Source organism: Streptomyces sp. NPDC005820 (assembly GCF_040630255.1).
Taxonomy (GTDB): Bacteria; Actinomycetota; Actinomycetes; order Streptomycetales; family Streptomycetaceae; genus Streptomyces.
Genome location: NZ_JBEXXE010000032.1, coordinates 46,721 through 71,327, shown reverse-complemented (window position 1 = coordinate 71,327; position 24,607 = coordinate 46,721). Strand labels below are relative to the sequence as shown.

The 24,607-nt window shown below is 68.7% G+C and carries 21 protein-coding genes and 3 pseudogenes; 15 read left to right on the top strand and 9 right to left on the bottom strand.

Annotated elements, in window-relative coordinates; translation table 11 throughout:
• Positions 1 to 8 precede the first annotated feature (8 nt).
• Positions 9 to 833, bottom strand: a complete 825-nt coding sequence (locus ABZ464_RS33710; protein ID WP_359283385.1) for an SDR family oxidoreductase — start codon at positions 831 to 833, stop codon at positions 9 to 11.
• A 13-nt stretch (positions 834 to 846) separates the two neighbouring features.
• A complete protein-coding gene (locus tag ABZ464_RS33705) occupies positions 847 to 1,812 on the bottom strand; it encodes a PDR/VanB family oxidoreductase (RefSeq protein ID WP_359283384.1) in 966 nt (321 codons plus the stop codon).
• A gap of 139 nt (positions 1,813 to 1,951) precedes the next feature.
• Between ABZ464_RS33705 and ABZ464_RS33700 the strand changes: the two genes are divergently transcribed.
• From ABZ464_RS33700 to ABZ464_RS33690, 3 genes are read left to right on the top strand one after another with little or no spacing between them, the layout of a single operon-like run.
• Positions 1,952 to 3,214: a cytochrome P450 gene (locus tag ABZ464_RS33700; protein WP_359283382.1), complete on the top strand. Its 1,263-nt coding sequence runs from the start codon at positions 1,952 to 1,954 to the stop codon at positions 3,212 to 3,214.
• 33 nt (positions 3,215 to 3,247) lie between these two features.
• Positions 3,248 to 4,795: an acyl-CoA synthetase gene (locus ABZ464_RS33695; RefSeq protein WP_359283379.1), complete on the top strand. Its 1,548-nt coding sequence runs from the start codon at positions 3,248 to 3,250 to the stop codon at positions 4,793 to 4,795.
• A gap of 42 nt (positions 4,796 to 4,837) precedes the next feature.
• Positions 4,838 to 5,401, top strand: coding sequence for a TetR/AcrR family transcriptional regulator (locus ABZ464_RS33690; protein ID WP_359283377.1), 564 nt, complete (start codon positions 4,838 to 4,840; stop codon positions 5,399 to 5,401).
• Between the two features lie 333 nt (positions 5,402 to 5,734).
• On the opposite strand, the gene ABZ464_RS33685 is transcribed toward ABZ464_RS33690, so the two are convergent.
• Together ABZ464_RS33685 and ABZ464_RS33680 are read right to left on the bottom strand one after the other, a co-directional pair.
• The gene (locus ABZ464_RS33685) at positions 5,735 to 6,727 is read right to left on the bottom strand and encodes a nitronate monooxygenase family protein (protein WP_359283374.1); all 993 of its coding nucleotides are present in this window, start codon (positions 6,725 to 6,727) and stop codon (positions 5,735 to 5,737) included.
• A 25-nt stretch (positions 6,728 to 6,752) separates the two neighbouring features.
• Positions 6,753 to 7,523, bottom strand: a complete 771-nt coding sequence (locus ABZ464_RS33680) for an enoyl-CoA hydratase-related protein (RefSeq protein ID WP_359283372.1) — start codon at positions 7,521 to 7,523, stop codon at positions 6,753 to 6,755.
• A 102-nt stretch (positions 7,524 to 7,625) separates the two neighbouring features.
• Between ABZ464_RS33680 and ABZ464_RS33675 the strand changes: the two genes are divergently transcribed.
• The 4 genes from ABZ464_RS33675 to ABZ464_RS33660 all read left to right on the top strand — a co-directional run bounded on the left by ABZ464_RS33675 (position 7,626) and on the right by ABZ464_RS33660 (position 12,970).
• Positions 7,626 to 8,837 (top strand): acetyl-CoA C-acetyltransferase, encoded by a 1,212-nt coding sequence (locus ABZ464_RS33675; RefSeq protein WP_359283370.1) that lies wholly within the window; start codon positions 7,626 to 7,628, stop codon positions 8,835 to 8,837.
• Positions 8,838 to 8,870: 33 nt separating this feature from the next.
• The gene (locus tag ABZ464_RS33670; protein ID WP_359283367.1) at positions 8,871 to 11,039 is read left to right on the top strand and encodes a 3-hydroxyacyl-CoA dehydrogenase NAD-binding domain-containing protein; all 2,169 of its coding nucleotides are present in this window, start codon (positions 8,871 to 8,873) and stop codon (positions 11,037 to 11,039) included.
• A gap of 392 nt (positions 11,040 to 11,431) precedes the next feature.
• Complete coding sequence (locus tag ABZ464_RS33665) at positions 11,432 to 12,655, top strand: acyl-CoA dehydrogenase family protein (protein WP_359283366.1); 1,224 nt, start codon at positions 11,432 to 11,434, stop codon at positions 12,653 to 12,655.
• Between the two features lie 39 nt (positions 12,656 to 12,694).
• Positions 12,695 to 12,970 (top strand): hypothetical protein, encoded by a 276-nt coding sequence (locus tag ABZ464_RS33660; protein WP_359283364.1) that lies wholly within the window; start codon positions 12,695 to 12,697, stop codon positions 12,968 to 12,970.
• Between the two features lie 48 nt (positions 12,971 to 13,018).
• On the opposite strand, the pseudogene ABZ464_RS33655 reads toward ABZ464_RS33660, so the two are convergent.
• Both ABZ464_RS33655 and ABZ464_RS33650 read right to left on the bottom strand, forming a co-directional pair.
• A pseudogene (locus ABZ464_RS33655) lies at positions 13,019 to 13,411 on the bottom strand (ATP-binding protein); the annotation flags it as partial.
• Positions 13,412 to 13,537: 126 nt separating this feature from the next.
• A complete protein-coding gene (locus ABZ464_RS33650; protein ID WP_359283362.1) occupies positions 13,538 to 15,742 on the bottom strand; it encodes a WD40 repeat domain-containing protein in 2,205 nt (734 codons plus the stop codon).
• Between the two features lie 199 nt (positions 15,743 to 15,941).
• Here ABZ464_RS33650 and ABZ464_RS33645 point away from each other — a divergent pair.
• Positions 15,942 to 16,291: pseudogene (locus tag ABZ464_RS33645) on the top strand (transposase); the annotation flags it as partial.
• Between the two features lie 253 nt (positions 16,292 to 16,544).
• Positions 16,545 to 16,919, top strand: a complete 375-nt coding sequence (locus ABZ464_RS33640) for a hypothetical protein (RefSeq protein ID WP_359283360.1) — start codon at positions 16,545 to 16,547, stop codon at positions 16,917 to 16,919.
• A gap of 4 nt (positions 16,920 to 16,923) precedes the next feature.
• On the opposite strand, the gene ABZ464_RS33635 is transcribed toward ABZ464_RS33640, so the two are convergent.
• Positions 16,924 to 17,604, bottom strand: coding sequence for a DUF6304 family protein (locus ABZ464_RS33635; RefSeq protein WP_359283359.1), 681 nt, complete (start codon positions 17,602 to 17,604; stop codon positions 16,924 to 16,926).
• 100 nt (positions 17,605 to 17,704) lie between these two features.
• Here ABZ464_RS33635 and ABZ464_RS33630 point away from each other — a divergent pair, with 100 nt between their 5' ends.
• Positions 17,705 to 17,983, top strand: a complete 279-nt coding sequence (locus ABZ464_RS33630) for a hypothetical protein (RefSeq protein ID WP_359283357.1) — start codon at positions 17,705 to 17,707, stop codon at positions 17,981 to 17,983.
• Positions 17,980 to 18,189 carry a hypothetical protein gene (locus tag ABZ464_RS33625; RefSeq protein WP_359283354.1) on the top strand — a complete coding sequence of 70 codons (210 nt, stop codon included), beginning with the start codon at positions 17,980 to 17,982 and terminating at the stop codon, positions 18,187 to 18,189. The genes ABZ464_RS33630 and ABZ464_RS33625 overlap by 4 nt, the downstream gene beginning before the upstream one ends.
• Positions 18,190 to 18,300: 111 nt before the next feature.
• Here the strand turns inward: ABZ464_RS33625 and ABZ464_RS33620 are convergent.
• Positions 18,301 to 18,849, bottom strand: a pseudogene (locus ABZ464_RS33620) (hypothetical protein); the annotation flags it as partial.
• Between the two features lie 424 nt (positions 18,850 to 19,273).
• Between ABZ464_RS33620 and ABZ464_RS33615 the strand changes: the two are divergent.
• Genes ABZ464_RS33615 through ABZ464_RS33600 form a run of 4 tightly spaced genes read left to right on the top strand, consistent with a single transcriptional unit; the run spans position 19,274 to position 24,223 of the window.
• Positions 19,274 to 21,028 (top strand): CocE/NonD family hydrolase, encoded by a 1,755-nt coding sequence (locus ABZ464_RS33615; RefSeq protein WP_359283353.1) that lies wholly within the window; start codon positions 19,274 to 19,276, stop codon positions 21,026 to 21,028.
• Complete coding sequence (locus ABZ464_RS33610; RefSeq protein WP_359283350.1) at positions 21,025 to 22,662, top strand: AMP-binding protein; 1,638 nt, start codon at positions 21,025 to 21,027, stop codon at positions 22,660 to 22,662. The genes ABZ464_RS33615 and ABZ464_RS33610 overlap by 4 nt, the downstream gene beginning before the upstream one ends.
• A gap of 2 nt (positions 22,663 to 22,664) precedes the next feature.
• Positions 22,665 to 23,468, top strand: coding sequence for an enoyl-CoA hydratase/isomerase family protein (locus ABZ464_RS33605; protein WP_359283348.1), 804 nt, complete (start codon positions 22,665 to 22,667; stop codon positions 23,466 to 23,468).
• Positions 23,465 to 24,223: an SDR family NAD(P)-dependent oxidoreductase gene (locus ABZ464_RS33600; RefSeq protein ID WP_359283345.1), complete on the top strand. Its 759-nt coding sequence runs from the start codon at positions 23,465 to 23,467 to the stop codon at positions 24,221 to 24,223. Before ABZ464_RS33605 ends, ABZ464_RS33600 begins: the two co-directional genes overlap by 4 nt.
• 14 nt (positions 24,224 to 24,237) lie before the next feature.
• Here ABZ464_RS33600 and ABZ464_RS33595 read toward each other — a convergent pair whose 3' ends face one another.
• Positions 24,238 to 24,576, bottom strand: a complete 339-nt coding sequence (locus tag ABZ464_RS33595) for a helix-turn-helix domain-containing protein (RefSeq protein ID WP_359283342.1) — start codon at positions 24,574 to 24,576, stop codon at positions 24,238 to 24,240.
• Between the last annotated feature and the right edge of the window lie 31 nt (positions 24,577 to 24,607).

Below are 24,607 nucleotides of genomic sequence, written 5' to 3'. Positions count from 1 at the left end.
GGCGCTCCTCAGGACTCGCGCACGCGCTGCTCGTAGGCTGCGCGGCGCTCGGGGTCGAAGGTGAGGAAGGCGTCGTACGCGCCCATCTTGCGGTTGACGAAGTCACGCAGCCGTCGGCCCAGCAGCGACTGTGATCTGAGCATCGGTCCGACGACGGCGGGAACGTACACGTCGTCACGCTTCTTCTCGATCGCCCTGACGATGCCCTTGGCGACGGCCGACGGCTCCACGGTCGGGACGAACCTCATCCCGGCGGTTCCGTCGATCAGTTCGGTGTTCGTGAAGTTCGGCAGGACGCAGGTGAAGTCGATCCCGGTCGCCGCGTACTCGATACGGGCCGTCTCGGTGAGGGCTACGACCGCCGACTTCGCGGCGCAGTAGGCGAGACCGCCCGGGATGGCGACCTTCCCCGCGGTGGAGGCGACGTTGACGATGTGGCCGCGGCCTCGTTCGATCATGGCCGGGAGTGCGAGGTGGAGCCCGTGGAGATGTCCGAGGACATTGATCTCCAGTACCCGTTGGTAGACGGCCGGGGGCTGGTCGACGAAGCGGCCGATCGGCATGATGCCGGCGTTGTTGACCAGGACGTCGACCGGACCGCCGATGGCGGCCTTGTCGAGGAACGCCGCATACGAGGCGCGGTCGGCCACATCGAGCTGGTGCGCCTCGGCGGAACCGCCGAGCCCGGCGGCAGCGTTCTGCGCGACTGCGGCGTCCAGGTCGCCGATGATCACGTGCACACCGCGGGCATGGAGCTCGGTGGCGGTCGCGAGCCCGATCCCACGAGCCGCTCCCGTGATCGCGACGCGAAGGCCGGCGAGGCTGTCGGTCATGATGCCGTGCTCCTTACAGATCGATGACGAGACGGTCGGACGAGCACCGTGAGACGCAGGGCATGAAGGAGCCCGCCTCCCGGTCCTCGGGCGTCAGGACGGAGTCGCGATGGTCCGGCTCACCCTCGATGACCTCGGTCTCACAGGTGCCGCAGATTCCTTCGCTGCAGGAGCGCGGGACGAAGACGCCGCAGTCGGTCGCGACATCGAGGATCGAGACGCGGGGAGGCACGGTCGCCGAGATTCCCGACCTCGCGAAGACCACTTCGAAGGCGGAATCGGCATCGCGATGAGCTGAACCGGCTGCCGCGAACCTCTCCAGGCGGAGGCTGCCTTGCGGCCACGCGCTCATGCGCTCCTCGACGGCCGACAGCAGCGCCTCCGGCCCGCATGCGTAGACGAGGGTCCCGGCTCGTACCGGATCGAGCTCCGCGGCGAGGTCGAGTCTGCCCGCGGTGTCCTCGGGCTGGATCCGCACCCGGTCACCGAAGCGTTCGAGCTCGTCGCGGTAGGCCATGGAGGCAAGTCGGCGGCCGCCGTACAGCAGCGACCAGGCGGAGCCTCTCGCCTCCACTGCGCGGATCATGGCCAGAATCGGAGTGATCCCGATGCCGCCGGCGATGAACTGGTAGCGCGGCGCGTCGACAAGTGCGAAGTGATTGGCCGGTGGAGCGGCCCGCACGGTGTCCCCGGTTCGCATGGCGTCGTGGATGTGGGCCGAGCCGCCGCGGCCGGTCGGCTCGCGCAGGACAGCGACGCGGTAGCGATGGAGGTCGTCGGGGTCACCGCAGAGCGAGTACGACCGGACGAGGTCATCAGCGAGCACCAGGTCGAGATGAGCACCGGGCGACCAGGCCGGCAGCGGTTGTGGCGAGTGGAGGACCAGTTCCACAACCCCGTCGGCCACGGGGCGCTTCGCCTCGACCATGAGGTCGAGGACTCCTACGTCGAGCAGGGGCGCCGTCGCAGCGGTTGTCATAGCCGGACCTCCTTTCGTCTGGGTGGCGAGCATGTAACATAATCTACGTTATGTTTGAGTGGCAAGGGTTGACCTGGCCGCCCGCAAAGATAACGTAAGAAACATTACATTCACGTGCTTCTTACCGGGGAGGCAACCCATGTCCGCCACCGTCACCCGTCCCCCCTACGACGAGATCGAGTTGTCGAGCGAGACGTTCTGGTCCCGCTCGCCCCGAGACCGTGACCGGTCGTTCGCCGCCCTGCGTGCCGAGCGTCCGGTCTCCTGGCAGCCCAAGGCCTACGGGTCCCTCATGGACGACCCCGAGGACTCCGGCTACTGGGCGGTCGTCCGGCACCAGGACGTCGTGGCGGTCTCGAAGAACGACGCGGTGTTCTCCTCCGACCCCGATCTCGGCGGTGTCATGTTCGAGGACGTGCCCGCGGACCTCCTCCGGGAGACGCAGTCGATCCTCACCATGGACGAGCCCAGGCACGCACGGACGCGCGCCCTCGTCGCCTCCGCGTTCAGCCCGCGCCAGATCCGGTTGATCGAGGGGCAGATCAGGCAGCAGGCGACCGCGATCGTGGACACGCTCCTCGACCAGGGCCCCGTCGACTTCGTCGAGCAGGTCTCCAAGCGGCTCCCGCTGTGGACCATCTCCGAGATGGTCGGCGTTCCCCTCCAGGACCGGGAACGGATGGTGACCGCGGTCGACGACATGGTGGGATACAACGATCCCGAATACATCGGCGACCGCGACCCCTTCATGTGCGTGCTCGAGGGCGCCGGTGTCCTGCACGACATCGCTCAGAACCTCATAGAGGCGCGGCGCTCGGCGCCCGCCGACGACCTGATGACGGCACTGGTACAGGCGGAGATCGAGGGCCAACGGCTCAGTGACGAGGAGATCCGTTCGTACTTCTGCCTGCTCGCCGTCGCCGGCAACGACACCACCCGCAACACCACGAGCCACGGGATGAAGGCGCTCTGCGACAACCCTGACCAGAAGGCGCTGTTGCTGAGCGATTTCGACCGTCGTATCCCGGGAGCTATCGAGGAGTTCATGCGCTGGGCGACCCCGGTGATGACCTTCCGGCGTACCGCGCGCGCCGCAACCGTCCTCGGCGGGCAGGAGATCGCCGCCGGCGACAAGGTGGTGATGTTCTACAGCTCGGCCAACCGCGACGAGAGCGTCTTCGCCGACCCGTGGCGGTTCGACATCTCCCGCAACCCCAACCCCCACGTCGGCCTCGGCGGTGGCGGGGTCCACTACTGCCTCGGACAGCATGTCGCGCGCATGCAGATGCGTTCGCTGTTCCGGGAGGTGCTGACGCGCGTTCCCGACCTCCGGCTCGGCGAACCGGAGTACGTGGTCGGGCACTTCGTGAACGCCATCAAGCGCATGCCCGTCTCGTTCTGATCACCCACCCCGACGCTTCCCTGGAGGACACCGATGTACCCCGGGACTCATGCCCAGACAACTCCGGCCAAGCCTGCCGTCGTCATGGCCGCCTCAGGCCGGACCCTGACCTACGCCGAGCTCGACGACCAGTCCCGCCGGCTCGCGGTCGCACTCCACGATCTGGGCCTGCGGCGTGGCGACGTCATCGCCATGCTGAGCGACAATGCCGCCGAATGCTTCGTGCTCTACTGGGCGGCTCTGCGATCAGGCCTGTATCTGACAGCGGTCAACCACCACCTCACCGCGAGCGAGGCGGCGTACATCGTCCGCGACTCGGACGCCAAGGTCCTGTTCGCGTCGGGGCGTCTCGACGAGCTGGCGCCCGCTGTGCTCGCCGAGTGCCCCGGGCTCAGGGCGGCGTTCAGCTTCGACGGCCCGCTCCCCGGCTACGGGGTGTACGAGACGTTCCTCGAAAGTGCCGAGGACCGCATGCCGACGGAACAGCCCCGCGGCAGCGACATGCTCTACTCCTCCGGCACCACGGGACGCCCGAAGGGCATCAAGCCACCGCTGCTGCCGATCTCGGTGGACGAACCCGGCGATCCGCTGACCGCACTGGCGGGGACGTTCCTCGGCTTCGGTCCCGACGACGTCTACCTGTCCCCGGCCCCGATCTACCATGCCGCGCCGCTGCGCTGGTGTGGAGTGGTGCACGCGTACGGGGGCACCGTGGTGGTGCTGGAGAAGTTCTCCGCCGAGGGTGTGCTCGAAGCACTCCAGAACCATCGGGTGACCGTTGTCCAGATGGTCCCGACGATGTTCGTGCGCATGCTGCAGCTCGACAGTGCTCTGCGGACGAAGTACGACCTCTCCTCTCTGCGGCTGGCCATCCACGCGGCCGCACCCTGTCCGGTCGAGGTCAAGCGGGCGATGCTGGACTGGTGGGGGCCCAAGCTCGTCGAGTACTACTCCTCGACCGAGATGAGCGGGATGACCGTCATCACCACGCCTGAGTGGCTCGAGAAGCCCGGCTCCGTCGGCCGCAGCGTCTTCGGCCCGATCCACATCTGCGACGAGCGCGGCGCCGAGCTGCCCGCCGGCGAGGTGGGCAGGGTCTACTTCGAACGCGACGTGCGGCCTTTCTCGTACCACAACGAACCGGAGAAGACGAAGGCCGCCGAGCATCCGGAGCACTCCAACTGGACCGCCATCGGCGACCTGGGCTACGTCGACGACGACGGTTATCTGTTCCTCACCGACCGCGAATCCTTCATGATCATCTCCGGTGGCGTGAACATCTACCCGCAGGAGGTCGAGAACGCCCTGGCCCTGCACCCGGCGGTGTACGACATCGGCGTGATCGGGATTCCGGACCCGGTGATGGGCCAGCGGGTGAAGGCCTTCGTCGCGCTCCGGCCGGGCATCACCCCGTGCGACGCGCTGGCGGAGGAGCTCATCGAATATGCGCGCACCAAGGTCGCGGCGTACAAGGCGCCCCGCTCGGTGGAGTTCATCGACGAGCTGCCGCGCACCCCTACCGGCAAGCTGGTGAAAGGCGCCCTCACTGCGGGGACGGGAGGGGCCACTGCCGGGTACTAGGCTGGGGAGCAACCAACGCCCCATGCCCTAGGAGCTGAGCCGATGCGCCTTCTGGTGACCCGCGAGGACTACTACGAGGCCGCCATGGCGATCCTCGGGTCCGAGGGCGCAGGCCGGCTCAAGGTCACCACACTGTGCAAGGCGCTCAAGGTGACCACCGGATCGTTCTACGGCTACTTCGGCAGCCTCGACGGCTTCATCGACGAGTTCCTGGCGTACTGGGAGGACTCGCAGACCAAACGCATCGTGCTCATGGCGAACGCCCCGGACGATCCCGCCGAGCGCATTCACCTGCTCAAGGAGCTCGGCAGCACCCTCCCGCATGCCGCGGAGGGTGCCATCCGGTCGTGGGCACACACCAACCCCAAGGTCGCCGAGATGCAGAAGAAGGTCGACGACCGGCGTCTGAAGGCGCTGATCCAGGTTCTGCGGCCCGCGTCGGCGTCGGCACAGGAAGCGCGGGTCCTCGGCACCATGGCCATGACGCTCCTGGTGGGACTCCAGCAGTGGCGTCAGCCGGTGTCGAAGAAGGACTTCAACATGCTCTTCAACGAGTTCGAGCGGATCGTGCGTTCCAAGATGAGCGCCGTGGCCGCCGACGTCTGATCTGACGAATCCGGGCCGACGGAGCAACTGCCGCCGCCGGCCCGCGGCGGATCCTGACCGGCACGGGGGTGTTCTCAGCGGTGACGCGTGGGGCTCAAGGTGGCCACGGCGGTGAGCTCTGCCCCACTCGGGGCGGCTGAGACGACTCGACCCACATCGGACACCCTCTGTATCGGCTTCGGGTGGCCCCAGCGCTGTTCAGGCGAAAAGCGCCGCAGCGGGGCCACCGCAAGCCGCCCGAACGGCGGCCGCCGCGACGATCGATGCGAACCCGGCCAGCCGATCCTCACGCCACGAACCGGGACACCGCACCTCAGAGCCTCTTGCCGTCGGTCACACCGACGCGGTCGCGAAGCCGTCGGCCCGCTGCGCCAACGAGCGCTGCGCGGCGACGTACTCGGCACGGAGCTGGCCGACCAGGTCGCTCACGCTCTGACGGCGGGTGACCGTGCCGATTCCCTGGCCCGACCCCCAGATGTCCTGCCAGGCCTTCGCGCCGGTGTTGCCGCCGGAGCCGAAGTTCATCGCGGAGGCATCTGAGGTGGGCAGGTTGTCCGGATCGAGACCCGTTGCCTCGATACTCCCGCGCAGGTAGTTGCCGTGGACTCCGGTGAAGAGATTGCTGTAGACGATGTCGCCGGCGCCGCCGGTGACGATCATGTCCTTGTAGGCGTCCACGGCATTCGCCTCATGGGTGGCCAGGAACGCGCTGCCGATGTAGGCGAGGTCCGCTCCGGCCGCCTGTGCCGCGAGGATGGAACTCCCGTGCGCGATCGCGCCCGAGAGCAGGACAGGGCCGTCGAACCAGGTGCGGATCTCTCGCACCAGTGCGAACGGCGACTGCGTACCGGCGTGGCCGCCGGCACCTGCGGCGACCGCGATCAGCCCGTCAGCCCCCTTCTCGACCGCCTTGTGCGCGAACCGCACATTGATGACGTCGTGGAGGACGATTCCGCCGTAGCCGTGGATGGCGTCGTTGATGTCTTCGCGGGCGCCCAACGACGTGATGACGATCGGCACCTTGTGATCGATACAGCTTTGGACGTCGACTTCGAGCCGGTCGTTCGAACGATGGACGATCAGGTTCACCGCGAAGGGTGCCACCGGCGTGCCGGGACGAGCCGCACCGAGCTTTCCCAGTTCCGCCTCGATCTGCCCCAGCCAGTCGCGGACCTGGCCGGCAGGCCGGGCGTTGAGCGAGGGGAAGGAGCCGATCACACCGGCCGCGCACTGCGCGATCACGAGCTCCGGGCCGGATGCGATGAACATCGGGGAACACACGACCGGCAGGGACAGCGGGCGCTGGAGCACCTCGGGCATGGGCATGGCTTTTCTCCTACGGATCGTGGTGTCAGCGGTCGGTGAAAGCCGGGGTCCGCTTCTCACGGAAGGCGGCCGACCCCTCGGCGAAGTCGTGGGCGGCGAGAAGGCCGATCTGGCCGGCTCGCTCACGGTGGAACGCGTCCTCGAGCCCACCGAGGGTGGCCCGGTTGATGGCTTCCTTCGTACGACGGAACGCCACCCGGGGACCGCTGGTGAGAGTCGCCAGAACCTGGGCCGCCATGGCGGCGAAGGCGCCCTCCGGGGCCACGTGGGTCACCAGGCCCGCGGCCAGCGCATCGGCCGCGGTGAGCCGCTCCGCGAGCAGGGCCATCCGCAGCGCCCGTGCCCGGCCGACCGAGGCCGCCACGACCGCCGAGGCACCACCGTCCGGCATCAGGCCGACCTTGGTGAAGGAGAGCATGAAGTAGGTCTTCTCCTCGCACAGCACCAGGTCCGCGGCGAGCGCGATCGGAACGCCCACTCCGGCGACCGCACCCCGCGCGAGGGTGACCACTGGCTTAGGGCTCTGGACGATGGCGGCAACCAACCGGTTCGCGCTGTCGATGGTGGCGCCGGCGACCGCGGCGTCCTCGCCGAGGACGTCGGCGGTCTGCAGGTCGGCGCCGGTGCAGAAGGCGCGCTCGTCGCCGGCGAGGACCACAACGGTCACACGGTCGTCCGTCGCCGCGTCACCGATCGCATCGGCGAGTTGTTCCATCACCTCGGCCGTGAGTGCGTTCATACGCTCTGGCCGGTCGATCGCGACAGTAAGGACACCGTCGGCCAGTTGTGTCTTCATGGCACCTCCATTGACGCCAGATGTAGAGCACTCTACCTTTCAAATATAGAGCACCTTATCTTAGTGACCGTTGTTCAAGCAGCCCCTGGAGGACTCCGTCTCATGGCTGAAGCTTTCATCTACGACCACCTGCGCACGCCGCGCGGGCGAGGCAAGCGGACCGGCGCCCTGTATGGAACCAAGCCCATCGACCTCGTGGTCGGTCTCGTCGACGAGCTGCGCAGGCGAAACCCGAGCCTTGACCCGCAGCGCGTCGACGACGTCGTGCTCGGTGTGGTCTCTCCGGTCAGCGACCAGGGCGGTGACATAGCGAAGACGGCGGCGCTCAAGGCCGGCCTGCCCGAAACCACCGCCGGCGTGCAGCTCAACCGCTTCTGCGCCTCCGGCCTCGAGGCCGTGAACCAGGCCGCCTCACGCGTCCGCGGCGGCTTCGAGGACCTCATCATCGCGGGTGGTGTCGAGTCGATGAGCCGGGTCCCCATGGGCTCCGACGGCGGTGCCTGGGCGAACGACCCGGCCACGAACCTCGACACCGGGTTCGTGCCGCAGGGCATCGGCGCCGATCTGATCGCGACGATCGAGGGGTGGAGCCGCACCGACGTGGACGCCTACGCCGCCGAGTCGCACGCCCGTGCCACCAAGGCCTGGGCCAACGGCTACTACGACGGCTGCGTCATCCCCGTGCGAAGTGTCGCGGGCGACGTGGTGCTGGACCGGGACGAGTTGATCCGGGCCGACACCACTGTGGAGACCCTTTCGGTCCTGCGCGCCTCGTTCGCCCAGCAGGGCAAGGACGCCGGCTTCGACGACGTCGCGCTCGGCAAGTACCACTGGATCGAGGAGATCGACCACGTTCACCACGCCGGCAACTCCTCCGGCATCGTCGACGGTGCCGCGCTGACGCTCATCGGCACCGAGGCGATCGGCAAGGAGCTCGGCCTCACCCCGACGGCGAAGATCATCTCAGCGGCCGTTTCCGGCGCCGACCCGACGATCATGCTCACCGGCCCCGCCCCGGCGGCCCGCAAGGCCCTCGCCAGAGCCGGCCTCACGGCCGACGACATCGACCTGTGGGAGATCAACGAGGCCTTCGCGGCCGTCGCGATGCGCTTCATGCGCGACATGGGCATCAGCCACGACGTCACCAACGTCAACGGCGGAGCCATCGCCATGGGTCACCCGCTCGGTGCGACCGGCGCGATCATCCTCGGCACCCTGGTCGACGAACTCCGGCGGCGCGGCAAGAAGCGCGGCCTCGCCACGCTGTGCGTCGGCGGCGGCATGGGCATCGCCACGATCGTCGAGATCGTCTGACCGGCGTACACACAGACAACGGAGAAATACCTGATGAGCACCGAGTCCGCTGTCCGCTACGACATCGACGCCGACGGCATCGTCACCCTCACCCTCGACGATCCGCATCAGTCGGCCAACACCATGAACGACCTGTACATCGCCTCGATGAGCGCGGCCGTCGAAAGGCTGTATGCCGAGATCGACCAGATCACCGGTGTGGTCATCACCTCGGCGAAGAGTACGTTCTTCGCCGGCGGCGACCTCAAAGGCATGCTCAAGACGGCGAAGGCCGACGCCCCGGCCGTGGTCATGATGGCCGAGAACATCAAGACCCCGCTGCGCCGACTCGAACTGCTGCCGAAGCCCGTCGTCGCCGCGATCAACGGCGCCGCCCTCGGCGGTGGTCTGGAGATCGCGCTGGCCGCCAACCACCGCATCGCGGTCGACGGCACCTACGACATCGGCCTCCCCGAGGTGACCCTCGGTCTGCTGCCCGGCGGTGGCGGTGTCACCCGCACCGTCCGCATGTTCGGCCTGATGACGGCGATCAGCGAGATCGTCGGCACCGGAGCGAAGTTCAAGCCGTCGGCCGCCAGGGAGAAAGGCCTGGTCGACGAGGTCGTCGCGGCGGGGAGCGACCTGGTCGCGGCCGCCAAGGCGTGGCTCAGGGCCCACCCCGAAGCCACGACGCAGCCATGGGACGCGAAGGGGTTCAAGATCCCAGGCGGCTCCCCTGCATCGCCGGAGTTGGCGGCCTACCTTCCGGCTCTTCCGGCGCTGCTGCGGGGGCAGCTCAAGCAGGCCGACTACCACGCTCCGAAGGCGATCCTCTCGGCAGCCGTCGAGGGCGCGCAGGTCGACTTCGACACCGCCTCGCGCATCGAGTCGCGCTACCTGGCGAACCTCATCGTGGGCCAGCAGTCGAAGAACATGATCCAGGCGTTCTTCTTCGACCTCAACGCGATCAACTCGGGTGTCCTGCGCCCTGCCGACGTCGCGAAGTGGAAGAGCACCAAGGTCGGCGTCCTCGGCGCGGGCATGATGGGCGCGGGCATCGCCTACGTCTGCGCACGGGCCGGGATGAACGTGGTACTCAAGGACGTGTCCCTCGAAGCGGCCGAGCGCGGCAAGACCTACAGCCGGGACCTCAACGAGAAGGCGATCTCCCGCGGCAAACTCACCCGGGAGCGGTCCGAGGAACTGCTCGCCCGGATCACCACGACCACCGACCCCGCCGACTTCGCCGGCGTCGACCTGGTCGTCGAGGCGGTCTTCGAGGACGTCGCGCTGAAGCAGAGGGTCTTCAACGAGGTCCTTCCGTTCGTCGACAACGACGCGCTGCTGTGCTCGAACACCTCCACGCTCCCCATCACCGAGCTGGCCAAGGACATCGCCCGGCCGGCCGACTTCATCGGGCTGCACTTCTTCTCACCGGTCGACAAGATGCCGCTCGTCGAGGTCATCCGCGGCACCGAGACCTCTGACGAGGCACTCGCCAAGGCCTACGACGTCGTTCAGCACATCCGGAAGACACCCATCGTCGTCCAGGACGGACGCGGCTTCTTCACCTCGCGTGTCATCGGCGCCCAGATCGAGGAGGGCCTGGCTCTGCTCCAGGAGGGCCAGCACCCCTACTCCGTCGAGCGCGCCGCCACCCAGGCCGGCTACCCGGTCGGTCCGCTGCAGATCACGGACGAGCTCAACATGGAGCTCATGGTCAAGATCGCCAGAACCGGGCGCGAGGCACTCGGCGTGACCGAGCCGACCGTCACCGAGCAGGTCTGCGGCACGATGATCAAGGCAGGCCGCGGGAGCAAGCTCAAGGGGGCGGGCTTCTACGACTACCCCGAGGGCCGGCGTGGCGCGATCTGGTCCGGGCTCGGCGAGCTCTTCCCGGTCAGCGACACACAGGTTCCCATCGAGGACATGCGCGAGCGCATGCTGGTCCGCGAGGCGATCGAGACCGCGAAGTGCTTCGAGGAGGGCGTACTCACCTCCGCCGCGCACGCCAACATCGGCTCGATCCTCGGTATCGGCTTCCCTTCCTGGACCGGCGGAGCCGCGCAGTACATCACCGGCTACGAGGCCCGCGACGGCTCGATCGGCATCGAAGCGTTCATCGCCCGTGCCGACGAACTGGCCGACGCGTACGGCGAGCAGCTGCGTCCCACACAGTACCTGCGTGACCTCGCAGCCAAGGGTGAGACCTTCCCCACCTGAGGCCGACCGGGCCGCGCTCCGGGCCGCGGCCGCCATACCGAGCCGCGGGGCCCGGAGCGCGGCCCAGCGACCTCGGCCAGGCGGTCGGCACGTCCGAAGATGTCCATGGCTCCGTCGACGGCTGCGAAGAGCTCCGCGCCGGGACAGGTACCCGACCCGGCGGGTGGTGTGCCGGGACCAGAACTCGGGCAGAGGCCACGACCATCGCCCGCGCCCTCGACCACGGCGACGATGCCGGCCTGACCGTCGTCAAGCACTGAACTCATCCTGTCTTCCGACAGGGCGGTTGGAAGTGGAGTGTCCCATCAACGGCCCTGTCTCATATCCGGTGATAGCGGAGTACAAGGTCATCCGGGGAGTAAGCGTTGACTGTAGAAGAAAAAAGGAGTGCGATGCCCACCGTCCCGCGAACCCAGGACCGCGTCTCCCATGACGTGTGGCTGCCGGCTGAGACCATCGAGGTCCGCGAGCGCGCGAGGAAGGCCGTCACCACCCACTTGGCACCGTACGCCCGGGAGATCGGGCAACGTACGGAGTCACCGGAGAGCTTCCCCTGGGCTGCTTTCCGCGGCCTGGCGGCTGAAGGCCTGTTCGCCGTGCCTTTCGACGCCGAGTACGGTGCCGGCCTTGAGCACCCGATGCTCGCCACCTGCACGGTCGCCGAGGAGATCGCCTACGAGTCCTCCTCCATGGCCGGCGTGTACGACGGCCAATGCATCCTCGTACCCCAGACCCTGACCTTTGCCAAGCCGGAGGTCCAGGCGCGACTGATCCCCGAGTTGGTGTCGGGGGCGACAGCATTTTCGTTTGCCACCACCGAACCCGAGACAAGCTCCGACCTGACGGCAGAGCGCCTCTCCACCGTCGCGGAACGAACCGCCACGGGGTTCGTGATCAGTGGCCGCAAGCGGTGGATCACCAACAGCGTGGTGGCCGGCTGGGTCTCCGTCCTGTGCCGCGACGGCAAAAACGGCGGTCGCGCGACAATGCTGCTCGTCGACCTGACCTCGCCGGGCGTGACCATCGGCTCCCCGGACCTGAAGATGGGCCACCGCGGTCAGATCACCGCCGACATCGTGTTCGAGGACGTCGAGGTCCCCGCCAACCAGGTGTTGTGGGAGGCGGGCCAGGGCATGCGGGTCGCGCTCTCAGCGCTGGTCCGTGGTCGCATCGGCATCGGAGCAGCCGGCGTGGGGCTCGCCCAGGCCGCGCTCGACCTCGCCGTCGAGCGACTTCGCTCGCGCCACGTCTTCGGTGCGCCACTCGGTGCCATGCAGCATTGGCAGTTCACGATGGCCAAGCACGCGACCGATATCGAGGCCGCTCGCAGCCTCTATCAGAAGGCGGCACTCCTCCTCGACAAGGGGCACAGCGCTGAGCCCGAGGCCGCGATGGCCAAGGCCTATGGCACCAGAGTCGCCAACGACATCGTCCGCGATGCCATCCAGATCCACGGTGCGCTCGGTTTTGCCCGCCAGGTCGGAGCGACAGGCGAATCCGTGCGCCTCGAAGAGATGTACCGCGACGCCAAGATCCTCGAGATCTTCGAGGGCGCCAACGAACTCCAGCACTGGATCGTCGCCCGTCACCTCATCGGACGCGACGTCACGGGGTGACGGGAACCGGTGGGGCCCCTTGCGCACGTAGGCGGATGGGTGAACCACCCTCGGCACCGCGCAGCCCTCGGAGTCAGGTCCAAGAAGCCCGCCGTCTCGAAGAGCCAGCAGTTCACCGCCGCCGAGGTCAAGAAGGTCACCGAGGCGGTCGACCAGGCGATCCAACCCGACGGCGACACGACATACGGACTCGTGATCACCTACAACGGGCCGACCGACAAGATGATGGTGGTCACCAACGCTCCGGCCTCGGTCACCGACCCGCTGATGAGTGCCTACCCGGGCAAGATCCTCCTCGAGGCGCCCACAGCCTGACGGGCGACCGGGATCAGCTGTCATCAGGACGGGCGGGATGGGCTCGAAGGTCTGTTCCGCCCAGATGGTCTTGCCCCGGGCGCTCTGGCGGGTGCCCTCGTCATAGGTGCGGGCGCGGCGGAGGTGCGGGGCCGTGTTGCTGCCGTCGGAGACTTCGCAGATGAGGGTCTTGTCGTGGATCAGGCGGAGTTGGATCGGAGGTTGGCCGTGCCGGATGGCGTTGGTGACGAGTTCGCTGACGACCAGCTCGGTGACGAAGGCGGCGTCCTCCAGCCCCCAGGCCTCGACCTGTGCCAACGCGTCCTTGCGGGTCTGGGCGACGGCGGAGGGATCGGCCGGTATCTCCCACGTGGCGACCTGGGAGGTGTCGAGCGCGCGGGTGCGGGCGAGGAGGAGCGCGACGTCGTCGGCGGGGCGCTGGAGCAGGAGATCGGCGAGCACACCTGCCCGGACTGTCCTCGGGGGACTTCGTGGCCGCGCTGAACGCGTACCCGGCTCGTTCGTGAACTGCCGAGCCTTGCGTGGGGGTGTCCATCGGGTCCGGTTGTGGACTCAGTGCAGCGCGGATCAAAACGGGGAGATCGGTCCGGTGAGGAACGCGGCCTCGGAACCGAAGCACACCATCAATCCGCCTGGTGAGACGGCCAGGGCGCCGATGGCTTCAGGAAACGTGAGCGGGTGGCTGATCTCGTCGCGGGTGATGAGGTCGCACAGCCGTACCGTGCGGTCGTCGCCGCCACTGACCGCGACGGGCCGGCCGTCGACGGAGCCGGTGGCGAGCGCGGTCACGGTGCCGGTGTGTCCGGTGAGCGCGGGGAGGAGTTCCCCGCCGTCGGCGAGATCCCACAGCCGCACCGTGCCGTCCTCGCCGCCGCTGACGGCGACCGGCCGGCCGGGGACCGCGGCGGTAGCCACTGCCTCGACCCGGCCCGTGTGACCGGTCAGAGGCGTTCCGATCTGCTGTCCGGTCCTCAAGTCCCATACTCGTACGGTTCTGTCCTGGCTGCCGGAGACGGCGACGGGCCTGCCGTCGAGGAACGTGGTGGCTACCGCATTCACGGGTCCGTCGTGTCCGGCGAGGGGATCGCCGAGTTGGTCACCGGTGGCCAGGTCCCAGCGCCGCAGCTCACCCGAGTAGCCGTCGTCGAAGCCGCCGGTGACGGCGAGCGGGCGGCCGTCGACGACCGCGGTGGCCACCGTGTACGCCTGCGGGACGCCGACCACGGGCGCACCGACCGGCGTACCGGTGTTCAGGTCCCAGCGGCGTACGGTCCCGCTGGGCGACCCCCACGGGACTGATCGCCGACCGATGGTGACTGCTGTCGGGTGTCCGTTCAGCGTTGCCGTGGCGACGGCGTGGACAGCCGTCTCGCTTTCGGCGTCCGTGACGAGCGGGGTTCCGATCGGCTGTCCGGTGGCCAGGTCCCAGCGGTGCACCTCCCCGTTGTCGCAACCGGTGAGGGCGACCGGACGGTCGGCCACCTCCGTGATCGCCGTGCTCCTGACCGTGCCGGAGTGTCCGCCGACCGGGGCCCCCGCAGGCGGCCGGGGCGACAGATCCCGCAAGCGCACCGTCCCGTCCGCCATGGCGGTGACAGCGACGGGGCGTCCCTCGACGACGGTCGCGGCGAGCGCGCCGGCGTCGCGGGCGGCGAACGGTTCCACCGCGGGGCGCCCGGTGGCCAGGTCCCACACGCACACCGTGCCTCTGTCGACGATGGCGACCACGACCGGACGGCCGTCCAGCACCGTCACGTCGAGGTCCCCAACCCAATGCCGGGTACGCCCTGCGAGTACCTCCCCGACGGGTTCCTGGGTGCCGAGGTCCCAGCGGCGCACGGTGCCGTCATAGCTGCCGGTGACGGCGACCGGGCGGCCGTCAAGGGTCGTGGTCGCGACCACTGTCAGGCCCTCGGTGTGACCGATGAGCGGCGCGCCGACGGGGCGCCCCGTGGCGAGGTCCCACAGCCGTGCCTCCGCGTCGCCGCTGCTCCCGGTGACCAGGACTGGGCGGCCCTCCAACATCGCCGTCGCCAGATGTACGGCCCCCGTGTGACCGGTGGGTATCGAAGTGACGTGACGGCCCGTCGCCAGGTCATGGACCGCCGCGACGGGGAAGTCCTGGCAGACGTCGGTGTCACTGTCGTCCGTCTGAACGGTGGACACCACGACCGGACGTCCGTCGAGCACCGCGCAGACCAGGGCGTTCACGTAGATACCTCCGGGGTACCACATCCCTTCAGGGAGCGAATCGGGGCCGGAGAGGATCCCGGGACGGGGCGCGGTGTCGACCCGGCCGATCGGTGGACCGCCCGCCAAGTCCCATACCTGGATGGTGTTGCCGTAGCTGCCGGTGACTACGACGGACCGGCCGTCCAGTTCGGCCGTGGTGAGCACCCACGCGTCCCCCGCGTCGGGCCGCAACACCTCGATCTGCTCACCGGTCGCGAGGTCCCAGGCCCGCACGGTGGACTCCCCGTAGCCGCCGGTCACCGCGACGGTGCGGCCGTCCCGCGTCGTCGTGGTCGCCACGGCGGACAGCCCTTCCTCGTGACCGGTCAGCGTGGCGAGGAGGCGCGGTGAGGTCTCCGAACCGGTCGCCCACACCACTTTCCAGTCCTGGCGGCGGTCGCCCGGCAGCGGCACGGAGGCGATGCGGGCCGCCGACTCGGGCTCCCCGTAGCGGGCGGCGTCGAGGGCAAGCAGTTCGCGGCGTACCCGAGCGTCGGCGTCACGGTGCAGATGCGCCGATTCCCGGTACACCGCCGCCATCAACCGCTCGGTCGGCCCAGAGGCCCCGTCCAACAACGCCTGCACCCGCGCTGGATCGGCATGCACCAAGAACTCGGGATCGGCCAACCCCGCATCCATCACCACAGAATCAGCCTCGGAGACATCAAGAGTCGGATTGTCGGACACGGCCGCACTGTAGAGGGACGCACTGACACGCGTTCCGACAGACCTGCACGGGATGTTCCCGTATCTGCCTCAGCGCCCGGGTAACAACAAGCGGTTGCGAACTGCTCTGCCGCTGGTCAAGCGGGCCATCAGGTCGCTGGCCGCAGACACCGACCTTTGGCTGGACGGTGTGTGGATCGTGGACTCCACGCCCGTCGAGTGCGCCCGCTCCCGCGAGACCGTCAACGCTCCGACCTGGCCGGCTGGGCCGGCTACGGCTACTGCCGCTGCCACTCCCGTTTCTACTGGGGCCTGAAGCCGCACCTGGTATGCACGCCGGCCGGGCTGCCCGTCACCTGGGCCCTGGCCGACCCGAAGGTCGACGAGCGGCAAGTCCTGGCCGCCCTGATTGACGATGAACCACAGTCGACACCTACCCACTCGACACCCTGATCGCGAACCTGACACCCATGGAGACCGACTTCCTCATCGCAACCGCCCACAGCGAGGACGAAGCCCCAACCCGGCCTTCCCCTGACCTGCTCGACCCCGCGCTCCGCGCCCACCCAGTCGCCGTGCCCACCGAGTGCCCGACCAGCCCTCACTCCCCATGGCAGACCAGTGAGCCTCCGCATCTAACTGAAGCCGCAGATCAAAAGCCTGCTGTAATCGTCAGGTGACTGAAGCAAGCGTGGTGCACGTTTTCCTCTCGCGCGGCCGGTTCTCCTCGTCTGAAGACATCCGCGACCACGTCGATGAGATGTGGTCGGAGAACGGGGACGCGGAGCCGTCCGTTTTCATGGGTGAGGCCGGGATCGCCGAGTTCGAACCGATGTGCGTCGAAGCCATCCATGCCCAGGACAGCGGCCACCTCGTTCCGGTTGTCCCTGAGGTACTTCTTCGAGGGGCCTCGTACGCTGACCAGTGGCTGCCACAAGTGGAGTCGATCGAGCCGGCCGACGCTGCACTCTGTGTCTTCGCTCCCAACGTGGTCGCCAACCCGCACGGCACGTCTCTGCACTACCTCGGCCGGTTCACCTATCGGGCCTGATGGCCTAGCCTCGGTATCCGGTGCCGGACTGACGTCGCTCGAAGTCAGGGCAGTGGAACGTCTCCTGCACGAAGCCGCTCTTCTTGTCCCAGAGTGCGAACAGGTCCGGCTTGCCGGCGACAGCCCGGTAGGCGTCCTTGCAGTCGCGGAAGCAGGCCATCGAGCCGATGAACCCGGAGCCCGCCGGATGGTAGTCGGAATAGGCACATGAGATACAGGCCAAGAGACGCGTGCCGTCCGGTAGTCGGCGTTGGAGGTCCATCAACGCATCCTCCATCCAGCCCTGGGGAGCGGTTGTCTCCACAACCCCGGTCGGCAGGTGCAGCTGCAGCGTCACGCCGACAGAGTCGATGGCGTTGTTGGGTGCGGGATCTCCAAGGACCAGTCGTGCGGTCAACGGGACGCTCACGCGTCCGCTGTCGGCCAGGGAAACCTCAACCGGCATGCGCCACTCGATGGCGCACGAGCACAGATCGCCGTGGTGCAGTGCAGGAGGTTCCACGGTCTCCGCGGGCGCTCCGACCAGCTGAAGAGAATCGACTGATGTTCCCTCGAAGCGGTTGCCACGCAGGACCATCGTGAATGTCCCACCGTTGTTGACCAAAACCGTCTCGAATCGGCCCCAGCAATCGGTGACGACCGCAGGGTAGTGCTGGGGGCTCGCGTACCCAAGCGTCTCACGCATGCGGGCCAGTATCCCGCGGTCGTCGTCGGCGGATACTGGATTTTCCACGCGCGGCGGGCACCGCCCATGCCTACGGAACAGCGGCTGTGAAAGGACGTACGTGCCCCTCGACGACCAGCATGTTTGGGATCTGCTCCGGCACCTCGACGACCCGAACCACATGGAGTGTCCGCGCGGATACGATCATGCCGCCGCACGAGCGAGGTTCGACCGGCTCGCGACCCGCCTGGACCAACGATTCCGGTGCACCTGCAGCGTCGACCGAGGCGTCCAGGACGCCAGCCACCACGGGACGATCGTCATCCCCGACACCGCCGCGGCCAGTGGGGAACGCATCACTGTGACCGTCAGCAACTTCGGGAACCTGACAGCCGTGTGACCCTGGGCAATCCCGGCAGCTACGACGAGGAAGAGGAGAACATCCTCTTCGAGACCGCCGACCGTCGGCGCATCGAGGACGAGCTCGGGGCTCTCGGCTACACGACCGTCCCCGAGCACCTGCTATGGACCCGATACGACGGCGTCGGCAAACTCGGCTCATCCGTCGATCGGACCTGGTGGGACCGCTTCTTCGACTACCTGTGAGATCACTCCGAGCGGCGACGGCGAAGGCGGTCACGTCCTCCTCGGCGTCCAGGAGCAGAGCACTCCCAACAGAGCCTTTGCCACGTGCCCGGCGCCCGCCTGACAGGTGTTCTCGACGCGGCCGGTGATCCAGCGTTCCCAGGTGCGCCGTACGTCGGTCACGGCGCCGTCGTGGCTCCAGTGATTCTGTGCGGGTCGCGTCGGTGCAACTCGTCCCACCAGAAAACCAGTTCCTTCCGACGCACTCCCGACGGTACAGCCGGGCCACGGAGATCAGCGACACCCACGGGGTCGGATCCTCCACGTAGGCTGCGGCAGCCCTCAGGCAGGCTCTCACCGCCGTGTCGACGCACTGTGCGTCGATCGGCGCGCCCCGACCCGCGGCGATGGCCAGGTTGAAGGCCCGGGTCGTCTCCGTCGCCGCCCGCAGCACCAGCGCGTCCGCGTTGCGCGGCTCGGCGGCCAGCCATGCCCCCCACCGTCGAACTGCTCGCGCAGGCCTGGCCGAGCAGCCGGATCCGGTGGCCAGTCGGGGCCGCTGGCTTCCAGCAGGTCCCTCAGGCCCTGCCGGCGGCCGATGACGATGTCGTGGCGGGCGGAGGTAAGCGCCTTGCCCCCGCAGCCGGGGTCGAAATCGGGACGGAAGCGGTCGCGGACCATCGGGTGCCCCTCAGAAGTCGGCCCGCCGGTTCTCCCGCCGGATCGTCGCGGCACGCCACGCCCAGTCCGAGCAGGGGCACTCCCCACCGAGATCGCCCTCCGACAGGAGGCCTGCCCGATGATCCACCGGCCGAACCGCCAGGCGAGGGTGCCCCGGTAAGGCCGTAAGCCGTTGAGCCTGCGTGCCGGTGTCCGCCGCTCGGGCGTCGCCGCGTGGCCGTCCGACACCCGCGGAGACCACGGCGGAACACGCTCCGTGGCAGAGCAAGACGTGCCGGGCATTCTGTCCGCCGACCGCACGACCCAAGAACCCGTGCCGGGAAAAGGCAAGGTCAGCTCCCGTAGGGTAATTGACAGGGTACGGAAGTACCTCCTAACGTACCCACATCCTGACACGCCGCCGCTTGCTCGACGAGGAGCACCGATGCAGCAGCACCTATTCGCCATAGACGTCCGGGTCCCGATGCGTGACGGCGTGGCCCTCGCCGCCAACGTGTGGCGTCCGGCCGAGGGGAAGGCTCCGACGCTGCTCGTGCGCCTGCCGTACGGCAAGGACGTCATCATGGGCGTCGGCCATGCGCTCATGCCCGACATCCAGGCCCTGCTGGAGGCCGGCTACGCGCTGATCGTGCAGGACTGCCGGGGCACCCACCGCTCCGAGGGCGAGTTCGTGCCCCACATGGCCGACCGCAACGACGGCCAGGACACGGTCGCCTGGATCACCGAGCAGCCCTGGTCCGATGGCACGGTGGGCATGTACGGGCCGTCCTACCTCGGGATGGTCCAGTGGGAAACCGCCGTGACCGGCGCCCCCTGTCTCAAGGCGATCGCGCCGTCCTGCACCTCGATCGACAACTACGAGGCACCCTGGTACTCCCCCGGCGGCGCCCTCTCCCTGAGCCTGGTCACGTCGTGGAACGCCCAGATGTACGCGGCTGACGCGCAGCGGGCCCTGGCCCTCGGCGAGGACACCTTGCCCCAGCTCCAGGAGCTCGGTCAGGCGGTCCTGTCCCACGAGGCCCTCAACGACGTACTCCCGACGGCCGAGGTACCGGTCCTGGCGGAGTACGGGAAGTGGTGGGACCACTGGATGGCCCACCCCTCCCACGACGGGTACTGGGACGCGATGGAGCTCACGTCCGAGCTCAAGAACGTCACCGTCCCGGCGCTCAACATCGGCGGCTGGTACGACCTCTACATCGGGCAGACCCTGCGCACCTACACCGTCGCCCGACAGACGGCGGGCAGTACGCAGGCCCGTGAGGGGCAGCGGCTGATCATCGGTCCGTGGGACCACGGCCTCGCCGCGGACGGCGTCTATCGCGATCGCTCCTTCGGTCCCATGGCCGGCGCACGTCTGATGGGCCTGTCCGGCCTGCATGTGAAGTTCTTCGACCGCTGGCTGCGCGGAGACACCACCGCTCTGGACGACGTGGCGCCGGTGAAGATCTTCGTGATGGGCATCGACCAGTGGCGTGACGAGCAGGAGTGGCCGTTGCCCGACACGAAGTGGACCGATTTCCACCTCACGAGCGCCGGTCGCGCCAACACCGCCGACGGCGAAGGCGTGTTGACCACCGAGGCACCGGCCGGTGCCGGGCACGAGACCTACCTCTACGACCCGCGCCGCCCGGTCCCCTCGGCCGGCGGGGCGTCGATGCCGACGACGCCGGGATTCTGCGGCCCGGTCGACCAGCGGACGGTCGCCGCCCGCGAGGACGTCCTGTGCTTCGCCACCCCCGTACTCGACGAGGCCGTCGAGGTCACCGGCCCGGTCAGCCTGACCCTGTACGTCTCCTCGTCGGCGGTGGACACCGACTTCACCGCCAAGCTCGTCGACGTCTTCCCCGACGGCAAGGCGATCAACCTGTGCGACGGGATCCTGCGCACCCGCTACCGGGGCGGCCTCGCCACGGAAGAGCTGATGGAGCCCGGCACGGTCTACGAGGTCACCGTCGACATGACGGGCACCTCCAACGTGTTCCTTCCCGGTCACCGCATCCGCGTGGACGTCTCCAGCAGCAACTTCCCCCGCTACGACCGCAACACCAACACCGGCGGCGTCATCGCTCACGAGAGCGAGGAGCAGATGATTCCCGCGATCAACCACATCCATCACGGCCCCGACCACCCCAGCCGTCTGGTGCTGCCGATCATCGACCGGAAGGACCAGCCGTGAGAGCCGCCGACCGGGTCTCCGAGCTGACCGCGGCCTTCGCGGCTCCTTCCCTCGACGTGGCCGGGCTGCTGTGCGACCGGCACCCCGCCGACCGCGTCGCGTTCACCGTGGTCGACGGCGCCGGCAAGGCATCCACGACGACCTACGGCGAACTCGCCGCTGACTCGCACCGCTGTGCACGGGCGCTGCAGGGGCTCGGTGTCGGCCCGGGTGACAGGGTGGCGACCCTGATGGGCAAGAGCAGCGACCTGGTCACCGTCATCCTCGCGATCTGGCGGCTCGGCGCGGTCTACGTCCCGCTGTTCACCGCGTTCGCACCCCAGGCCATCGCCCTGCGTCTGGAGGGCGCGGGTGCGCACGTCGTGGTCGTCGACCCGGACCAGCGTCACAAACTCGACCCGGGCCCCGACCTGCCGGACGCCCCCGAGCGCCGCGTCGTCGTCACCGGAACCGGCACTTCGCGCGGTGACATGCTGCTGGCCGACCTCGTCGCGGCCGCGTCGCCCGAGCCGGTCCCCGTGGTCACCACGAGCGGGGACGGGCCCCTGGTGCACATGTTCACCTCCGGCACCACCGGCAAGCCCAAGGGCGTCATCCACCCCGTCTCCTACATCGCGGGATGGCAGATCTACCTGCAGTACGGCCTGGGCGTCACCCGCGACAGCACCTACTGGTGCGCCGCCGACCCCGGCTGGGCCTACGGGCTGTACTCCGCCGTCGTCGCTCCCATGGCCGCCGGCATCCCCAGCCTGCTGCTGTCCGGCGGGTTCTCCGCCGAGACGACCTGGCGCACCCTCGTCGACCACGGGGTCACCGACTTCGCTGCCGCCCCCACCGTGTACCGGGGACTGCGCTCCTCGTCGGTGCCGGTGCCACAGGGGCTGCGCCTGGAGCGGGCGTCCAGCGCGGGTGAGCCCCTGACCCCCGAGGTCAACGAGTGGGCGGGCGGCGCGCTCGGCCTGTCCGTGCACGACCACTTCGGCCAGACCGAGGTCGGCATGCCTCTGGCCAACCACCACCACAGCGAACTCGCCCGTCCGCTCAAGACGGGATCGATGGGCCGGCCGGTGCCCGGCTGGAGCCTGACCGTCCTGGCCGACGAGAAGGACGAGCCCGCCGGACCGGGCATGCTCGGCCGGGTCGCGATCGACGTCGCGGCCAGCCCGCTGATGACCTTCCGCAACTACCAGATCCCCGGACAGAGCGCTTCCAAGTTCACCCCCGACGGCCGCTGGTACCTCACGGGCGACGCGGGGCGCGTCGACGCCGACGGCGACTTCTTCTTCTCCTCCCGCGATGACGACGTCATCATCATGGCCGGTTACCGGATCGGGCCGTTCGAGATCGAGAGCGTCCTCGCCCAGCATCCCGCGGTCGTCGAATGCAGTGTGATCGGCGCACCCGACGACGTCCGCGGCGAGGTCATCGAGGCGTACGTCGTCCTCCGCGACGGCGCCGACGCCTCACCGGAACTGGCCACCGAGCTCCAGCAGTTGGTCAAGTCCCGGTACGCCGCCCACGCCTACCCGCGCTCGATCCACTTCATCGACGCCCTGCCCAAGACCCCGAGCGGCAAGACCCAGCGCTATCTGCTGCGCGAACGCCGACGCACCGAACTCACCACCCCGGAGTGACCTTGACCGGCACGGAACCTCTCCTCACCGAACCCCTGCTCGTCGAGCAACGCGGCCCCGTCCGCCGGCTGTTGCTCAACCGCCCCGAGCGGCGCAACGCCCTCGACGCCACCCTGATAGAGGCGCTGGACAAGCAGATCACCAGCGCCGAGGCCGATCCCGGTACAGCGGTCGTCGCGGTGGCGGGCAGGGGACCGAGTTTCTGTGCCGGCGGTGACTTCCACCAGTTCCTTGAACTGCACGACCGCGGCGACAACCCGGTCGATTTCCTGACCGAGGTGTCGGCCTGCTTCAGCCGTATCTCGGCCAGCCCCAAGCCATGGGTCGCCGTGCTGCACGGTCACGCCGTCGCCGGGGGCCTCGAACTCGCGCTGGCCTGCGATGTAGTCGTCGCCGCCGACACCACGCTCATCGGCGACGGTCACCTGCAGAGGCGCCTGGTACCGGCAGGCGGGTCAAGTGTCCGGCTGCCCGACGCGGTCGGCCGGGGCCTGTCCCGCTGGCTCCTGCTGACCGGCGAACTGCTGCCCGCGACCGCCTTCGCCCACACCGGCTGGATCCGCGCGATCGTGCCCGAGGCCGACCTCGACGCCACCGCCACCCGTATCTGCCGCCAGTTGGCCGACCGTAACAGTCCCGCCCAGCAACGGCTCAAAACGCTGCTGCACCGGATCGACGGCATGGCCCCCGAGCAGGCCCTGCACGAGGAACTGGCCACCTTCGCCGACAACTGGGCGGCGAGCTCGGTGGCCGACGCCCTGCGGGACTTCCTCACGCCCCCCACCACGAAAGCGGGCAACAAGTGAATCGCTACCAGGAACGCGTCGTCGCCATCACCGGGGCCGCACAGGGTCTCGGCCTCGCCATGGCGGCCCGGTTCGCCGCGGAGGGCGCCACGGTCGCACTGGCCGACGTCAACGAGCAGGCCCTCACCGACGCCGCCGGGACCATCACCGACGCCCACGACGCACAACTCCGCACAGACGTGGTGGACGTGACCGACTCGGCCCGCGTCAACGCCTGGATCGACGGCGTCACCACCGAACTCGGCCGCCTCGACGTGTTGGTCAACAACGCCGGCATCATCCGCGACAACCGCGTCGAGGACATCACCGACGACGACTGGCACGCGGTCGTCGGCGTCAGCCTCACCGGCGGCTTCCACTGCGCCCGCGCCGCGTTCGGCCCGATGAGACGCCAGGGTTACGGCCGTATCGTCAGCTTCTCCTCCATGTCCTGGCGCGGGAACTTCGGCCAGACCAACTACGTGGCCGCCAAGGCCGGCATCGTCGGGATGACCCGCACCCTCGCGCTCGAGGGCGCCCGGCACGGCATCACCGCCAACGCCATCGCCCCCGGCCTCATCGAGACCCCCATGCTCGCCTCCATGAACGGCCCCGCACGCGACAAACTCACCCACAAGATCCCCATGCGCCACACCGGCCGCCCCGAGGACATCGCCGAAGCCGCGGCCTTCCTCGCCAGTGAGGCCGCCGGCTACATCACCGGCGTCGTCCTGGACGTGGACGGCGGCATCTCCATCGGGTCCTCGATCCGGTGACGTCACTTTGACGGTCAGGCGGTGACCGTCGGCCCACCGTCCGGAACCTCCACGGCCCAGGCGGCCATCGCGTCGAGGACCTCGCGCAGTCCTTCACCCAGGGGCGTGAGCCGGTACTCGACCCGCGGAGGGATCTCCGGGTAGGCGGTGCGGACGACGATGCCGTGCCTCTCGAACTGGCGCAGCCGACTGGTCAGGGTGTGCGGGCTGATGCCGGGCAGTGCGTCGCGCAGCTGGGTGAAGCGGTGGGGTCCCCGCAGGAGTTCGCGCACGATGAGGGTGGCCCACGGCCCGTCGAGCAAGACGATGAACCGGGCGACGCCGCACTCGGGAAGGCTGGATTCAGCGGACATTTTTCGATGGTAGTCCATTAGTGCAGTTGAT

Coding starts and splice junctions, on each gene's coding strand:
- ABZ464_RS33710 (WP_359283385.1), bottom strand. CDS start 833: ATGACCGACAGCCTCGCCGGCCTTCGCGTCGCGATCACGGGAGCGGCT.
- ABZ464_RS33705 (WP_359283384.1), bottom strand. CDS start 1,812: ATGACAACCGCTGCGACGGCGCCCCTGCTCGACGTAGGAGTCCTCGAC.
- ABZ464_RS33700 (WP_359283382.1), top strand. CDS start 1,952: ATGTCCGCCACCGTCACCCGTCCCCCCTACGACGAGATCGAGTTGTCG.
- ABZ464_RS33695 (WP_359283379.1), top strand. CDS start 3,248: ATGTACCCCGGGACTCATGCCCAGACAACTCCGGCCAAGCCTGCCGTC.
- ABZ464_RS33690 (WP_359283377.1), top strand. CDS start 4,838: ATGCGCCTTCTGGTGACCCGCGAGGACTACTACGAGGCCGCCATGGCG.
- ABZ464_RS33685 (WP_359283374.1), bottom strand. CDS start 6,727: ATGCCCATGCCCGAGGTGCTCCAGCGCCCGCTGTCCCTGCCGGTCGTG.
- ABZ464_RS33680 (WP_359283372.1), bottom strand. CDS start 7,523: ATGAAGACACAACTGGCCGACGGTGTCCTTACTGTCGCGATCGACCGG.
- ABZ464_RS33675 (WP_359283370.1), top strand. CDS start 7,626: ATGGCTGAAGCTTTCATCTACGACCACCTGCGCACGCCGCGCGGGCGA.
- ABZ464_RS33670 (WP_359283367.1), top strand. CDS start 8,871: ATGAGCACCGAGTCCGCTGTCCGCTACGACATCGACGCCGACGGCATC.
- ABZ464_RS33665 (WP_359283366.1), top strand. CDS start 11,432: ATGCCCACCGTCCCGCGAACCCAGGACCGCGTCTCCCATGACGTGTGG.
- ABZ464_RS33650 (WP_359283362.1), bottom strand. CDS start 15,742: ATGGCGGCGGTGTACCGGGAATCGGCGCATCTGCACCGTGACGCCGAC.
- ABZ464_RS33635 (WP_359283359.1), bottom strand. CDS start 17,604: ATGCGTGAGACGCTTGGGTACGCGAGCCCCCAGCACTACCCTGCGGTC.
- ABZ464_RS33615 (WP_359283353.1), top strand. CDS start 19,274: ATGCAGCAGCACCTATTCGCCATAGACGTCCGGGTCCCGATGCGTGAC.
- ABZ464_RS33595 (WP_359283342.1), bottom strand. CDS start 24,576: ATGTCCGCTGAATCCAGCCTTCCCGAGTGCGGCGTCGCCCGGTTCATC.